Source organism: Halomicrobium katesii DSM 19301, assembly GCF_000379085.1.
Classification (GTDB): domain Archaea; phylum Halobacteriota; class Halobacteria; order Halobacteriales; family Haloarculaceae; genus Halomicrobium; species Halomicrobium katesii.
On sequence record NZ_KB905379.1, the window covers coordinates 443992 to 458787 of the forward strand.

The 14796-nt window shown below is 67.1% G+C and carries 15 protein-coding genes and 1 pseudogene; 11 read left to right on the forward strand and 5 right to left on the reverse strand.

From position 1 onward, the window contains the following. Positions 1–19: 19 nt before the first annotated feature. A complete protein-coding gene (locus HALKA_RS0117705; RefSeq protein ID WP_018259248.1) occupies positions 20–1201 on the reverse strand; it encodes an AI-2E family transporter in 1182 nt (393 codons plus the stop codon). A 96-nt stretch (positions 1202–1297) separates the two neighbouring features. On the opposite strand from HALKA_RS0117705, the pseudogene HALKA_RS19830 reads away from it, so the two are divergent. After that, positions 1298–2649, forward strand: a pseudogene (locus HALKA_RS19830) (MgtC/SapB family protein). Positions 2650–2719: 70 nt separating this feature from the next. Next, positions 2720–4054: an aminotransferase class III-fold pyridoxal phosphate-dependent enzyme gene (locus tag HALKA_RS0117715; protein ID WP_018259249.1), complete on the forward strand. Its 1335-nt coding sequence runs from the start codon at positions 2720–2722 to the stop codon at positions 4052–4054. A 33-nt stretch (positions 4055–4087) separates the two neighbouring features. On the opposite strand, the gene HALKA_RS0117720 is transcribed toward HALKA_RS0117715, so the two are convergent. Then, the gene (locus tag HALKA_RS0117720) at positions 4088–5320 is read right to left on the reverse strand and encodes a digeranylgeranylglycerophospholipid reductase (RefSeq protein WP_018259250.1); all 1233 of its coding nucleotides are present in this window, start codon (positions 5318–5320) and stop codon (positions 4088–4090) included. A gap of 182 nt (positions 5321–5502) precedes the next feature. After that, entirely contained in the window at positions 5503–5835 is a 333-nt protein-coding gene (locus tag HALKA_RS0117725) for a DMT family transporter (RefSeq protein WP_018259251.1), read from the reverse strand. 168 nt (positions 5836–6003) lie between these two features. On the opposite strand from HALKA_RS0117725, the gene HALKA_RS0117730 reads away from it, so the two are divergent. Next, on the forward strand, positions 6004–6792 hold the full coding sequence (locus HALKA_RS0117730) for a TrmB family transcriptional regulator (RefSeq protein ID WP_018259252.1): 789 nt from the start codon (positions 6004–6006) through the stop codon (positions 6790–6792). A 28-nt stretch (positions 6793–6820) separates the two neighbouring features. Here the strand turns inward: HALKA_RS0117730 and HALKA_RS0117735 are convergent, their stop codons facing one another. Continuing rightward, a complete protein-coding gene (locus HALKA_RS0117735; RefSeq protein WP_026190407.1) occupies positions 6821–7150 on the reverse strand; it encodes a ribbon-helix-helix protein in 330 nt (109 codons plus the stop codon). 97 nt (positions 7151–7247) lie between these two features. Between HALKA_RS0117735 and HALKA_RS0117740 the strand changes: the two genes are divergently transcribed. The 3 genes from HALKA_RS0117740 (at position 7248) to HALKA_RS0117750 (ending at position 9151) form a co-directional block, all read left to right on the forward strand. Then, positions 7248–8165, forward strand: a complete 918-nt coding sequence (locus HALKA_RS0117740; RefSeq protein WP_018259254.1) for an HhH-GPD family protein — start codon at positions 7248–7250, stop codon at positions 8163–8165. 45 nt (positions 8166–8210) lie between these two features. Then, positions 8211–8492, forward strand: a complete 282-nt coding sequence (locus HALKA_RS0117745; protein ID WP_018259255.1) for a DUF7967 family protein — start codon at positions 8211–8213, stop codon at positions 8490–8492. 80 nt (positions 8493–8572) lie between these two features. Then, positions 8573–9151, forward strand: coding sequence for an NADPH-dependent FMN reductase (locus tag HALKA_RS0117750; protein ID WP_018259256.1), 579 nt, complete (start codon positions 8573–8575; stop codon positions 9149–9151). Between the two features lie 155 nt (positions 9152–9306). On the opposite strand, the gene HALKA_RS19835 is transcribed toward HALKA_RS0117750, so the two are convergent. After that, positions 9307–10050, reverse strand: coding sequence for a CPBP family intramembrane glutamic endopeptidase (locus HALKA_RS19835; RefSeq protein ID WP_018259257.1), 744 nt, complete (start codon positions 10048–10050; stop codon positions 9307–9309). A 396-nt stretch (positions 10051–10446) separates the two neighbouring features. Here HALKA_RS19835 and HALKA_RS0117760 point away from each other — a divergent pair, with 396 nt between their 5' ends. The 5 genes from HALKA_RS0117760 to HALKA_RS0117780 all read left to right on the forward strand — a co-directional run bounded on the left by HALKA_RS0117760 (position 10447) and on the right by HALKA_RS0117780 (position 14766). Beyond that, complete coding sequence (locus tag HALKA_RS0117760; protein ID WP_018259258.1) at positions 10447–11121, forward strand: hypothetical protein; 675 nt, start codon at positions 10447–10449, stop codon at positions 11119–11121. A gap of 48 nt (positions 11122–11169) precedes the next feature. Beyond that, entirely contained in the window at positions 11170–11787 is a 618-nt protein-coding gene (locus tag HALKA_RS0117765; RefSeq protein WP_018259259.1) for a YIP1 family protein, read from the forward strand. Between the two features lie 50 nt (positions 11788–11837). Next, positions 11838–12101, forward strand: coding sequence for a hypothetical protein (locus tag HALKA_RS0117770; RefSeq protein ID WP_018259260.1), 264 nt, complete (start codon positions 11838–11840; stop codon positions 12099–12101). Between the two features lie 97 nt (positions 12102–12198). After that, complete coding sequence (locus tag HALKA_RS0117775) at positions 12199–14370, forward strand: DHH family phosphoesterase (RefSeq protein ID WP_018259261.1); 2172 nt, start codon at positions 12199–12201, stop codon at positions 14368–14370. Positions 14371–14463: 93 nt separating this feature from the next. Further along, complete coding sequence (locus tag HALKA_RS0117780) at positions 14464–14766, forward strand: hypothetical protein (RefSeq protein WP_018259262.1); 303 nt, start codon at positions 14464–14466, stop codon at positions 14764–14766. The last annotated feature ends 30 nt before the right edge of the window (positions 14767–14796 follow it).

A 14796-nucleotide genomic window follows, 5' to 3' on the forward strand; every position in this document is an offset into this window, starting at 1 on the left:
CCGACGAGTCTCGACGGTCTCAGGCTCCGCTTGGTGTGCCCTCGTCGCCGTCTCTCTCGCCGTCGACGGCGTCTGCGCCGTCGGTGTCGCCGGTCAACGCGGCCGGGTCGACTTCTCTGGCGCGAATCGGTTCGTCGGTCACCAGCTCCGGCAGGACGATCCGCGCGAAGTGCGTGACCAACACCAGCACGATCGGACCGAGGAAGATGCCGTACCACCCCCAGATGAGCGGCCCGAGGATGTAGGCGAACATCAGCACCCCGGTGTGGAGTTCCCCGCCCGAGACGTAGGGCCGCACGAGGAGGTCCGGGATCACGTCGACGACGACGAAACTGACCGCGGCGAAGGCGACGACGAACCACCACCCCTCGCCGCTGGTCCCCGCCAGGACGGCGAGATAGGCCGCCATCGGAACGTAGACCAGTTTCATGCCGACGATGGGGATCAGGCTCGCCGCTCCGGCGAGCACGCCGACCAGTGCCGCGTACGGAATCGCGACGGAGGCGGGCGCGATCTGGTTGAGCAGCGTGTACACGATCCCACCGACCAGCCCCGTGATCATCGCGTTCAGGATGTTCCCGTAGAACACCTTGTCGAAGCTCTCGTCGACGGCAGCGACGAACTCCTCGAAGACGGTTCGCTCTGCCGTCAGGTGGCCGGCCCAGGCCGCAAAGCGGCGATCGTCACGCAACAGGTAGAACGCGAGCGCGAGCATCACGAACAAGTGTAAGAGTCCCGTGCCGACGACCCCGAGGTAGCCAAGCGCCGATTCGAGCGTCGTCGTGATCGTCCCGACGCCGCCGACGTTGTCCAGCAGCGCCGTCGGATCGCTCAACACCGTCAGATTCAGGTACGGCTCGGCCATCTGCAGCAGATTGTCGATCTGACTGCCGGACCCGGCACCGTCGATCTCGTCGGCGAAGCGATTCAGTTGCTGGAGGGCGATTCCGAGCGTGTAAGCCAGCAACAGGAGCGCCGGGAGGACCATCCCGACCAGCGAGACGCCCGCGGCGACCGACGGCTGTTCGATCCGTCGCCGGACCCGGCGGTAGAGCCGCCGGGTCGCGTAGTAGACGAACAGTCCGAAGACGAACGTCCCGACGAAGCGATAGGCGACGAAGACGAGGGCGGCGGCGAGCACGAACCCCAGGGCGACCCACGCAGTTCGTGGCCAGTCGACATCGAACTCGAACTCGACCATGGCACCGTGTTCGATGGACCCCGAAAAAAAGGTCGGGGTCGGCCCGGAACACGGACCGACCGCGGAGATTTATGCCAGGCGCGTGATGCGGTACCCGTGACCGCGCTGACGACACTCGGACTGAGTCCGGTCGGCGGCGAGGTGGGGCGCATCGTCCTCGCGGCGGCCCTCGGGATGTTTCTGGGCATCGAACGGGAGGGGTCCCAGAAGTCCGCCGGGATCCGCACGTTCGCCCTCCTCAGCCTGCTCGGTGCCGTCTTCACGCTCGTCGAGGTCGACAGCCTGCTCGTGGTCGGCGGCCTGCTCGTCATCGTTCATACGGACGGTTGTAGGCGTTTACCCAGTCGACCGCACGACAGCGTGCGCTCGATCTGGTAAATACCTACAACTTTCCGTATCATGGCGTGTTGCTGGCGGCGGAGGGGTTCAGGGACGAGACGGCTGGGCTGTCCCTGACGACCTCCGTCTCGATGCTGGTCGCCTACGGCGTCGTCGCGCTCGTGATGCAGTCGTACATCCTCGAAGGCGTGACCGTCGCGATTCTCTCGTCGCTCTTGCTGGTGCTCAAACGCGAACTCCACAGCTTCGCCTGGGGGCTCAGTCGCGCCGAGTTGCGCTCTGCGACGGAGTTCGCGATCCTCGCGTTCGTGGTCTATCCGCTGTTGCCCGCCGCTCCGATCTCGGTCTCGGTCGGAGAGCTCTCGCTGGAGCTGGAGTTGCGCGTCGCGTGGCTGCTCGTCGTCACCGTCGCGGGCATCGGCATCGCGAACGACGCGATCGTCCAGACCTACGACGGACGTGGCATCGCGGTGACCGGTTTTTTCGGCGGACTCGCCTCCTCGACGGCGGTCGTCGGGACCATGCTCGACCACGTCCGCCAGCGGCCGGCCGCCGCGAGCTACGCCCCGGCGGCGATCCTGCTGGCCGACGCCGCCATGGCGCTGCGGAATATCGTCATCGCGATCGCGTTCACGTTCGAGCGGGGGATCCTCTATCAGTCGATCGTCCCGCTGGGTGCCGTCGCGGTCGGCAGTGTCGCCGTCGCGGCCTACACCGCCGACTGGACGGAGTCGGTCGAGATGGAACTCGACAGTCCGTTCTCGCTCCGCAACGCGCTCGTGTTCGGCGGGATCTTCCTCGTCGTTCTGGTGGCGAGCACAGTTGCGAGAGCCCAGTTCGGTACCGGCGGACTGTACCTGACCGCGCTGCTGTCGGGGCTAGTCTCCAGCGGCGCGGGCACCACCTCGGCGGTGTTGCTCTATCGGGGCGGTGCCGTCGACTCGAACACCGCGACGATCGCCATCTTGCTGGCGACGGCCGCGAGCATCGCGGTGAAAGCCGGCCTGACGATCGCGAGTCCGGACCGTCGCTTCGCGGTCAGAGTGGCGCTCTGGAGCCTCGCGCTGTTGGCCGGCGCGACCGCAGTGACGCTCGCGGTGATCCTCTGAGACGGGCGTCAGTCGGGTGGCACCCATCCGGCGGGGTCTTTTATTACGAGTGGAGGTGTAGTTCGGTAACATGGATCGTGACAGCGTCGAACCGACGGTCGGGGACCTCCCCGGCGAACGCGCAAGCGAGTGGGTCGAGTACCACCACGAGCACGCAGCCCCCAGCACCTACGTCTACGAGTTCGTCTGGGACCGCGACGCGCCGGCGATCGGTCCCTTCTGTACCGACGTGGACGGCAACGTCCTGATGGACTGGACCGGCCACGTCGGCGCGATGCCACTGGGCTACAACAACCCCAAAGTCCTCGATCCGCTGTCGACGTTCGACCTCGTCGAGCCCACGAAGATCGCGGGACAGGACTTCTACGCGACCGGCACCGGCTCCGATCTCCCCGGCGCGGCCGGGCTGATGGAGCGCCTGACGGACATCGCCAGTCACTACGGGATGGACACCGTCTTCCTCTCGAACAGCGGTGCCGAGGCGGTCGAGAACGCCGTCAAGATCAGCTACGACCACCGCCGTGGGAAGTACGCGATCACCTTCGAAGGTGCCTTCCACGGCCGAACGCTGGGGGCGCTCTCGCTCAACCGCTCGAAGGCGGTGTACCGCAGACAGTTCCCCGAGATCGCGGCGGTCCACGACGCCCCCTTCTGTGACGACCGCCACTGCACGCCCGAGAGCTGTGACTGTGGCTTCTTCACGGGCGACGGCTCGGTGCTGGGACGAATGCTCGACCCCGAGACCGGCCACGTCGACCCCGACGACGTGTCCTACATCATCTTCGAGCCGATCCAGGGCGAGGGTGGCTACCGGTTCCCCAGCGACGCCTTCGCGACGGAGATCGCCGACATCGCCGAGCGACGCGGCGTACCGATCGTCGTCGACGAAGTCCAGACCGGTCTGGGGCGCACTGGCGAGTGGTGGGGCTCGGATCACTACCCGTTCGATCCGGACGTGATCGCCAGCGCGAAGGCGCTCCGTGTCGGCGCGACCATCGCCAGCGCGGACGTGTTCCCCGACGAGAAGGGGCGTCTCTCTTCGACGTGGGGGGCCGGGGACGTACTCGCGTGCGCCCAGGGCGCGCTCACCATCGACGCCATCGAGGAGTACGATCTGCTCGACAACGCGGCCGAGCGAGGGCGGGCGTTCGTCGAGCGGTTCCGCGACGCGACGGCCCAGTCGACGGCCGTAGAAGACGTTCGCGGCGAGGGGCTCTTGCTCGCCGTCGAGTTCGACAGCAAGGAACGACGGGAAGCGGTGATCGAGGCCGCCATGCAACGCGGACTGTTGACGCTTGGCTGCGGTCGGAGGACGCTGCGCCTGCTCCCGCCGCTCGACTCGACGCGCAGGGAGATTGAGTTGGGGTCCGGGCTGCTCGCGGATGCGATCGACGCGGTGGCCTGATTCTACCCGCGTCGAACGCTCCACCGGTGTGGCCTAGACGGGCAGTTCGAACTCGCGGACGTATCGCCAGAGGTAGGAGAGATCGCTCGGCGAGAGGAGTCTGAGGATGTCCCGTCGGCTTCCCTCGTTGATCTTCGAGAGAGTCTCACGATCCAGAGCGTTCAGGTCCCGCATGAGCCGATCGTATCGCTCGTTGGGTACGAGATACAGCAGTCGCGTCATGAACAGGCGACGCTCCTGTCTGAGAGCCACCCGTTCGTGCCAGAGATCGTCGTAGACCGCCATCGCTTCGCGGGACGTATCCACGCCTCCGGTGAGACAGCGATCCGCGGTCATCGCCGCCGCGCGCGCCGAGCGCATCCCCTTGTCGATCCCCTCGCCCCACACGGGATCGACGGAGGGGACCGTGTCGCCGATCGCCACGAACGAGTCGGTACTCATCGATCCCGGCGGCTGAACGTGTGCGGAGCCACGGACCTGGGTCGACTCCACCCGACTGGCGTCGGCGAAGCGCGGGTCGCTGTCGAGCCAGTGGTCGAGGTAGCCGTCGACGGTCCGGTCGTCGCTCGCGTGGGCCCGGTACTGCTCGTTCTGGATGTAGCAGACGCCGACTTTGGCCGTGTCGCCGCCGGTGTGGAAGATCCACGAGTAGCCGCCGGGTGCGAAGTCGTGGTCCAGCCGGAGCATCATCGCGCCCGACAGATCGGCGTAGTCGGGATGGTCCAGTTCGACGCCCTCGAACTGGTGTTCGATGCCGATGGCGTGGTTCCGGCGTTCGAGATCGACGACGCCAAGCTCCGTCGCCAGCGGTGCCGCCGGTCCAGTCGCGTCGACGACGATGTCACCGTAGACCGTCTCCTCCCCGTTGTACCGGACCCCGACGACGGAGCCGTCTTCGACGATCGGGTCGCGGACGCGAGCGTCGAACCGATACTCGGCACCCTTCGCCCGGCCGTCGTCGACGAGGAACTGCTTGAACGCCGGGAAGTCCAGCACGAAACCTGGCTGGTCCTGGACGAAATGGTCGTTCGGAGACTCCAGTACGACGGCGTCGGTCGCGTGCATCACCACGTCGTCCGGGATCCCGAAGGCCGTCATCATCGACGCGAACGTCCCGCCCGTGGACTTGTCGCTCCGGGCCGGGAACTCCTCTGCCGTCTCGGTCTCCAGTACGACCACGTCGTACCCGCGGTCGGCGAGATCTCGCGCACACTGGGCCCCGGCCGGGCCCGCACCGGCGACGACCACGTCGTAGTTGTCACGCATGGCTCTGGGTCAGGCGACCGTGTCGACGGGGACAGTGCGTCGGCGATACGTCGGCGAACAGACAGTGGTGGAGCGCCATAGCGAACTCACGAATCTGTCCGTGGATACGCCAACGACGTAGAAAAGATGTCGAAACGGGCTCCCACTTCCAGTTCGTTGTTACCCGCCGTCGACTCGCGCCATCAGTGGGCGGACATCTGAGACAGGACGTTGACACAGTAGACGCCGCCGACGATGAGGAGAATCCCGACGATCCCCACGGGGTCTATGGGCTCGTCGAAGACGACGACGCCGATCGCTGCGACACCGACGATCCCCAGCGCCGCCCACGTCCCGTAGACGACGCCGATGGGCAACTCTTCGAGCGTCAGCGAGACGAGGTAGAAGGCGACGCCGTAGCCGACGACGACCCCGAGGCTGGGCAGCGGCCGTGAGAATCCGTCTGAGAGCTTCAGGGCGGTCGTACCGACGAGTTCGGAGACGATCGCACCACCGAGCAGGACGTACGGATGCATACCGCCGGCTGGGGAGCCCACCGAAATGGAGGTGTTGAAACGGGTCGGGACTTGCGACTCGTTTCCCGTCGTCTCCCGGGGCCGTCGCTCTGGACCCGCCACGGAGTTCTACAGCCGCGCCACACCGCACGAGATACATATTTACGGACCGGCTCGCAACGAGGGTGCATGACGGAGCTGGGTGCGCTCGGCCTGTCGAGCTACGAGGAGAAGGTGTATCGGACGCTGCTGTCGACGGGTGCGGCGACGGCGACCGATCTCTCCGAGGCCAGCGGCGTTCCGAAAGGTCGCATCTACGACGTGCTCAACGGCCTCGAAGCCCGGAGAGTGGTCCGACTCCAGTCGAGTGATCCGAAGCAGTACGTCGCCGTCGAGCCGGAGGCCGTCGTCGACAGGCTGCTGGCCGAGCGGGCCTACGAGCTGAGACAGGAGTGGCACCACTACCGGGAGCGAGCGGCGGCGGTCCGCACGAACGTGCTCCCGACGCCACCGACCGAGAGCAGCTTCTGGCTGGGCTCGCTGGGCAGCGAGGAGATGCGTTCGGCGCTGCAAGAACACATGCGCACCGCCGAGGAGTTCGTCCACGGCATCGTCGGGACGCCCTACGAGAACGCGACGTGGGAGACGCTCCAGACGGAGTGTGATGCCTTCTTCGAGGGCGCGAGCGCGGATCTGACGGTGCAGCTCCTCGTCAGCGAGAAGGTGGCGCTGACGCTGCCCGAGACGTTCGACCGGCTGATCGCCGACCAGCCTGGCGACGTGGCCGTCAGGACGCTTCCCGACGTGGGACTGTCCTTCGACGTCGTCGACGGAATAGGGACGACCATCGACATCCCGCACCCGGTCGCCGCCGACGATCGAATCGGCGTCCTCGGCATCAAAGACTCGGAGATCGTCGAGGAGTTCGAACGGCACTTCCAGCAACTGTGGGCCGGTGCAGCGCCGCTCGTCGAGTGAGCGGGTCGCGTCGGAGCGTCCCGGCCGTCTAGAACTGGTAGCGCCGGTCGTCTTTCTCCTGGGCCTGTGGGAACTGGTCCGCGCCGGTCATCTCGTCGAAGGTCATCCCCGAGAGGTACTCGTCGTAGGTACAGTCGTAGCCAGAGCGGAGGTGAAAGTCGAGGTTGCCGGTCTCGACGGCGCTCTGAAAGAGCATGTGGACCGCGCGGCGGACGAGTTCGTCGGGGTCGTCGGGGTCCAGCGCGCTGGTCAGCATCGCCAGCTCGTTGCGCGTCTCGCGGTCCAGCGGGACGGCGAGTTCCTCGCCCAGCTCGGAGTACTGTGCCTGTACGTCGTCGGAGAGATCGTCCAGCGTCACGTTCGGGCGGTGGTCCAGCGCGGGAAAACCTCTTTCGTCTCCGCCGGTCGACTGCGGACCGTCACGCACAAGCGCCGTCGCTCGTAACGCCGCGGTAATGACGGAGCTGCCGGGCGCAGTCCCCGAGAACCGCGAGGCCGTCCAGCGGGCCCTGATCGAGTGGTACGAGGCCGACCACCGGTCGTTTCCCTGGCGCGAGACCGACGACGCCTACGAGATCCTCGTCTCCGAGGTGATGAGCCAGCAGACCCAGCTGGGCCGCGTCGTCGAGGCCTGGCGGGCGTTCCTCGATCGGTGGCCCGACGCCGAGGCGCTGGCGGCTGCCGACCAGTCCGACGTGGTCGCGTTCTGGACGGCCCACTCGCTGGGGTACAACAACCGGGCGAAGTACCTCCACACCGCCGCGAACCAGATCATCGACGAGTGGGACGGCGCTTTCCCCGAGACGCCAGCCGAACTGCAGGAGCTCCACGGCGTCGGCCCCTACACCGCCAACGCGGTCGCCTCGTTCGCGTTCAACGCGGGCGACGCCGTCGTCGACACGAACGTCAAGCGCGTCCTCCACCGCGCGTTCGACGTGCCCGACGACGACGCGGCGTTCGAGGAAGTCGCGGGGGCGCTCATGCCCGACGGACGGTCGCGGGTCTGGAACAACGCGATCATGGAACTCGGCGGGGTCGCCTGCGAGAAGACGCCGGCCTGCGACGCCGCCGGCTGCCCGTGGCGCGAGTGGTGTCACGCCTACGACACCGGCGACTTCACCGCGCCGGACGTGCCCACCCAGCCCGACTTCGAGGGGAGCCGCCGGCAGTTCCGCGGGCGGATCGTCAACGTCCTCGGCGAGTACGACCGCCTCGCCCTGGACGACCTCGGCCCGCGCGTCCGCGTCGACTACGCGCCCGAGGGCGAACACGGACGGGAGTGGCTCCGCGGCCTCGTCGAAGACCTCGCGGACGACGGCCTCGTCAGCGTCGAGGACGGCGACGAGTCGCTGGTGGTCGGTCTCAGCGAGTGAGAACGCACCCGGTGGTACTTGCACGTCCGTGACCGACGTTCACGTATGACTGTCCAAGCAGAGACCGTCCGCGTCTGGCTGGTCGAACGGACCTACTCCGACGACGAGCAGAACCTCATCATCCTCACGTACGCGACGCCCGACGGCGAGCGGTACTTCCGCAAGGAGCGGGCGCTCACCTCGTTCGGGGACATCCGAGACACGACTGCAGCCGTCGACGCCGAGCCGGGAAACCTCGGGGCCGTCGACGACGCGGACCTGCGCGAGCGATACGCCACAGAAGCCCGGCAGATGGCAGACGTTCACGACCCCGGGGACGTCATCTAGAGCGGTCGCTAACTGCCGTTCTGCACCGTAGCGATCGGACGAAGGGTACTCATAAATAAACCCCAGTCGTTTGGACCGCTATGACGCGAACGAAGGTCGTCGGCATCTGTGGCAGTCTCCGCGAGGGCAGTTACACGCGACAGAGCCTCCGGGTCGCACTGACGGCCGCAGCGGCGGCCGGTGGCGACACCGACCTGCTCGACCTCCGCGAGTGGGACCTCCCCGTGTTCGACCCCGACGCCGAGGACGCTGGCGACGCAGCGGCGTTCCGCGAGCGGATCCGAGAAGCCGACTCGATCCTGCTGGGAACGCCGGTCTACCACGGCTCGTTCTCGACGCCGATGAAGAACGCGCTGGACTACTGTGGCTTCGACGAGTTCGAGAACAAGACCGTCGGGCTCCTGTGTGTCGCCGGTGGGGGCTTCCCCGTGACGGCCCTGGAGCACCTCCGGTCGATCGGGCGGTCACTGGACTGCTGGGTGATTCCACACCAGGCGGCGATCCCACGCGCGTCGAGCGCCTTCGAGGACGGGCAGCTCGTCGACGAGACGATCCGCGACCGCGTCGAGACGCTCGGGCGCGAGGCCGTCCAGTACGCGAGCATCGAGCCCGATCCCCGGAGTATCGAGAGCTGCGAGAACGTCGGCGCAGACGACTGATACGGACGGTTGTCGGAATGTACCGGTGAGCGTCTACCCCGTGGCGACGCTCACCGGTACGCAACGACAACGTTCCGTATGACATCGCCGGCAGTTCGTCGTCTCGGCGTCGCCGCCTCGGGCGGCGAGTCGGTCCATGGACTGACAGCTATGCGTCAGAAAATCGATAGCACCGATTCGAACGGGATCGTCCACATCATCGCGTGGTTCAGGGCCGTCACGGCGAGGTTCTCGGTCCGCTCGTAGGCGTACCCCCAGAGCAGACCGCCGGCACCCGTCGAGATGACCGAGTACACCGCGCTGCCGGTCGAGAAGACGGCGAAGACTCCGTGCATGAGCGCGAACGCCGCGCCGCTGACGAGGACGACGCCGGCCGTTCCGAAGTGCGGCCGCAAGCGCCCCTGAACAATCCCTCTAAAGAGGAGTTCCTCAGCGGGAGCCGCGACAGCGTACAGCCCGAGGAGTGCGACCAGCCAGAGGGCCGGGCGATCGAAGAGGAGCGCGACGGTCTCGCTGGTCTCGTGAGCCGGGACCGTGAGACCGAGCGCCGGTAAAACGATACCCAGGAGCGCCGAGAGTGCTCCGAGACCGAGCGGCAAGCCGGCGATCCAGCCGAGATCTCTGATCGTCGGAATCCGGACCCGAACGTAGCGGTGCCGGTCCTCGACACGCCACAGGTACGCGACGGCGACGACGCCGAACCCGACCTGGACACCGGAGCCAAGCACCGTGAACGCGTCCGTCTCCGCGACGCCGAGCAGCGAGCCCGAGAGCTGAAACAGCGCGACACCGCCGAATCCGGCGATCCAGCCGCCGACAGCGAGGAGGAGGGCCGAAGCGACCGCCAGCGGTGTGTCGCCGATGGCCGACGACGGCAACCGCTCTGGGAAGACGCTCACGCGTCTCCCCCCAGCTCATACTGCCGGCTGTAACTTCGTTCGGATATTCGCCACCGCGGGGTGGCGAAATCCGTGACAGATGTACAGCCGGTAGTATCACCAACGGCGGGGCGACGTTGCTCGCGCGTTCGGGTGCGATGCGCCAGAGATCCGTCCTCCGGGCGCGGAGGTCGTGGGCAGTCGTCAGCCATCACCACCTCGTACCACGAGGGGCCACAAGAACGGGGACCTCCGTTTATTTCCGAATCGGGAGGTGGACGAGCGTACACTGGCGCTCGTCGACCGCGTATACGGTCGTACACCGGCCTCGAAGAGGCCCGGAGCGGGCGATCTCTTGGGGCCAGCACCTCGAATGTCGACACGATTAAGAGCGCGTCGGCAATAAATTCGGCCGTCTTGCCAGAGAAACCGGCCGCCCTGCTCACGAAGGCACAGCGAGAGCGCATCGCGAGTGACTTTCGCGAACTGTCCGACGCGAAGCGCCGCCGCGATCAGCGACAGATTCGCGAACGCGTCGCCGCCGGGCTCGACGACTTCGGGTTCCTGGTCGACTATCCGGACGAGCAGTTCGAACTCGCCTTCGACCAGTACGACGACGAGACCGTCGAACGGATGCTCGGGGAGTTGTCGCTCGTGACCGAGCGCCTCCGCCTCCTCCACGACATCGATCGGGAGACAGTGGTCGGTCGTGCGCGGGGCCGCGTCGTCGACATCGAGACGAACGAACGGACACTGGCGGCGCTCGACGTCGACGAGGCAGTCGGGAGCGGCGACGGCACCGCCAAAGCGAGCGATCGAGACCGGCTGCGTCGGCGCTCCACGCAGTCCCTGAAGCTGGGTATCGCCGTCGGGATCCCCGGAGCCCTGTTCGCGGCGATTCCACCGGGGACCGTGCCCGCAGCGGTCGACGGTCCCGTGGTACTGCTGTCCTTTCTGTTCGCTGGTGCCACGCTGGGCATCGGGCTGGCGGGGGTCGCGCTCCACGGCCTCAAGCACGACCTCCTCCCCGCGCTGGGGCGCTTCCGAGAGAGTCCGCGGGAGGCACTCCGGGCAGCGTGGGAGCGACTGTGACCGTCGGGAAAGGAAACTGACTAACGCTCGCTGGACCTACGACGACCCGTGACACAGTGGGTCGAGAACCCGACGGGCGGGCGCGACCGCGGCCCGATCGCGCTCGTTCGCGCGTGGGCCGAGATACTCCTGCGACCGCAACGGTTCTTCCAGGCTGGGATCGCACCCGGCGATCAGGCACCGGGACTCGTCTTCATCGCCGTCGTCGTCCTCGTCGAGGAAGGCTCGCGGTTCGCGGTCGTCGAACTCGCTCAGCGCGGACAGCTGTCGCTCGGGCCGTACGACTACCCGGTGATCGGTGACCTGGAACCGCTGACAGCGCTGCTGGCGCTGGTCGCCATCGTCGTCTTCGTCGCGCCCGCAGTGCTTCACCTCACGGCGGCCGCCCAGACGCTCCTGTTGGCACCGCTGGCACCGGATCGGGGCGGCATCAGCGAGACCGTGCAGGTGATCGCCTACGCGACAGCTCCGTGTGTCTTCGCCGGGCTACCGCTCCCGGAGGTGCGGATCGCCTGTGGCATCTGGGCTGCCGGGCTGTACGTCTACGGAATGGGGACGATCCACAACCTCTCGCTCCCGCGTGCCCTCGTCGTCAGCGCCGCACCCGCGGTCGTCCTCTTTGGCTACGGCTTTCGGGCCTTCGCGGCGGCCGACGCGTTGCTGTAGCGCCCGGACACGTCGAACGGTTTAGGTGGCTGCCGACCGCCGCCTCGAACATGCTCACGCTCGACCTGGACGACTTCATGTTCGAACTCAAAGACGGCGCAATCAAGCACGTCGGCCCCTCGAACCGGACCGCGACCGCGAAGCTGTACGATGTCGAAGGCATCGACGTACGGGAGTTCGGCGACGAGCGCGTCAAGTTCGCCTTCGAGGACGACGACGGCAGCCGGTTCGAGGTCGCCCTCACCCCCGAGCAGGCGAGCGAGGTCGCGCGTGGCGTCGAGACGCTCGAATCGGAGAGCCAGATCTACGAGTAGCGAGACGGAACCGACCGACAGCAGGCCCCGCCCGGCCGATCGGCGAGCGACGAGGATTTCGACAACCGTTTTAGTGCCGAAATGCTTTCACCGGTCAATGGGTTCGTGTATCATCTGTGGCACCTCCGTCGACGGTCACATCTGTGACCTCCACGAGGAGGACGTCCTGTTCGAATTCCGAGGCGACCATCCGAATCAACTGACGACCAACCGATACTACAGCGGCTCCGTCGACGGCTTCGCCGAGTTCGGCGTCTTCGTCGACATCGGCGATCGCGTGACCGGGCTGCTCCACCGCAGCGAGCTGGATCAGCGACTCGACTCGCTGGACTGGGAGCCGGGCGACACCGTCTTCGTGAAGGTGAAAAACGTCCGGGACAACGGCAACATCGACCTCGGCTGGTCGATCCGACAGGCCGAGCGGGAGTTCCGCGGCACGCTGATCGACGACCCCGAGTTCGACACGGCGCGACTCGCCGACGATGTCGAGGAGGACGAGTCGGGAAACGGGCGTGAGGAGCCGGCGACGGGCGACGACGCCGACTCCGAGCCGTCGGCAGACGACCAGACCGCCGAAGCGACGACGACGACCGACACAGACTCGTCGACAGACGACCAGACCGCCGAAGCGACGACGACCGACGCCGACGCGGCGAAGGTCAGCCAGGCCGACGACAGCGAGCGCGTCGAGCGAAGCGCCAGCGTCGTCGGACAGGGCAGTACGGGGACGGCCGAGAGCGACGATGCAGTCGACCAGCAGCGAGACCACCCCGTCGTGGCGGTCGACAGCCTGGACGACCACGAAGGCGACGACGTTCGCCTCGAAGGCGAGATCGTCGACGTTCGCCAGACCAGCGGGCCGACGGTGTTCGAGCTCCGCGACGAGACCGGCACCGTCGACTGTGCGGCCTTCGTCGAGGCGGGCGTCCGCGCCTACCCCGACATCGTCGAAGAGGACATCGTCCGACTGGACGGCGACGTGCGCCGTCGCCGCGGCGAGATTCAGGTCGAGACCGAGGCGCTCGTCGCGCTCGACGACGAGGAACGCCAGACTGTCGAGGACCGGATGGCCGACGCGCTAGACGACCGCGCCCGGCCCGCCGCCGTCGACGCACTCACCGAGGACCCGACGATCGAGGCACTGGCCGACGATCTCGTCGACGCCGCGACGGCGATCCGGCGCGCGGTCATCACCGATCGCCCGGTGATCGTCCGCCACTCCGCGACCGCCGACGGCTACGTCGCCGGCGTGGCCCTCGAACGCGCGACGCTCCCGCTGGTCGCCGACGAGCACCGTCGAGCCGACGCGCAGTACCACTACTTCGATCGCCGACCGCTGGAAGGCGGCGTCTACGACATGCAAGACGCCACCAAGGACGTGACGAACATGCTCGAAAACCGGGAGCGCCACGACGAAAAGCTCCCGCTGTTCGTCTTCGTCGCCGCCGGCGGGACCCGCGAGAGCCTCGACGGCTTCGATCTGCTCGACGTGTACGGCGCACCCCGCGTCGTGATCGACGACGCCGTCGCCGACGAACTGATCGCCGACTCGGTCGACACGCTCGTCAGTCCGTCGCTGGCCGGCGCGTCGCCGACGACGGCGACGGCGCTGGCGGCCAACGTCGCCGCCCACGTCAACGAGCACGTACAGGACGATCTCGTCCATCTGCCGGCCGTCAGCTTCTGGGACGAGACGCCCGCGTCCTACCTCGACGCCGCGGCGGCGGCGGGCTACGACGAAGCCTCGGTGACGGAGCTTCGCGACGCGGTCGCGCTGGAAGCGTACTACCAGTCCTACGAGGACAAGCGCGAACTGATCAAGGACCTGCTCTTTGGCGACGACGAGGACGACGTGACCGGGCTCGCCGGCAACGTCGCCGAGCAGTTCCGCGAGAAGCTCGCGACGGAGGTCGACACCGCGACGGCCAACATCGAACACGAGACGATCGGCGGGACGACCGTCGCAGTCCTCGACACCGACGCCTTCACGCATCGCTACGACTTCCCGCCGTCGACGATCCTGCTCGACGAGCTGTTCCGGCAGGCCGACAGCGGGACGGACGCACTCGTCGGCGTCGCCGACGACACGCTGTTCGTGCGGGCCGACCAGACGGTCGACGTACACGACCTCGCCGACGCGATCGACGAGGCCGCACCGGAAGCGGCCGTCCGGACACGCAGCGCCCGCGAGCAGTCGATCCGATTCCTCTCGGGCGAGCGCGACGCCGTCATCGACGCGACGCTGGCCGTCGTCGGCGAGCAGTTCTGACGGCAGAGTTCGTTTCGTCGTGCTCGTTGGCACGACACTGTTCGTTCACCAATCGAGCGGTGCGCATTTATTTTCGGCCGACGAGCGACCGATATGGTCAGCCTGATCGATGGTATCCTATTCACGTGCCTCCTCCTGAGTCCCCTCATCGTGTTCGCCGTGACCCGTTGGTGGGGTGCGATACCACAGTGGAAGCTCTCGCTGGTCGCGGGCAGTTGGCTAGGCGTACTCGCCGCCGTGACGAACCGGGTAACCGGGAACGAAGCGCCCCTAAGTGGACTCGAAGGTGCGCTCGTGGTGGCGATTGTCATCTGCTCCTCCCTCGGCGCCATCGCCTTGCTCTGCTACAGCCTCCGAATTCGCCGCAACCGGCCCGACGCCACGTACAGCTTGTAGACGGCCAGATTCCTGGATCGGAACAGAACC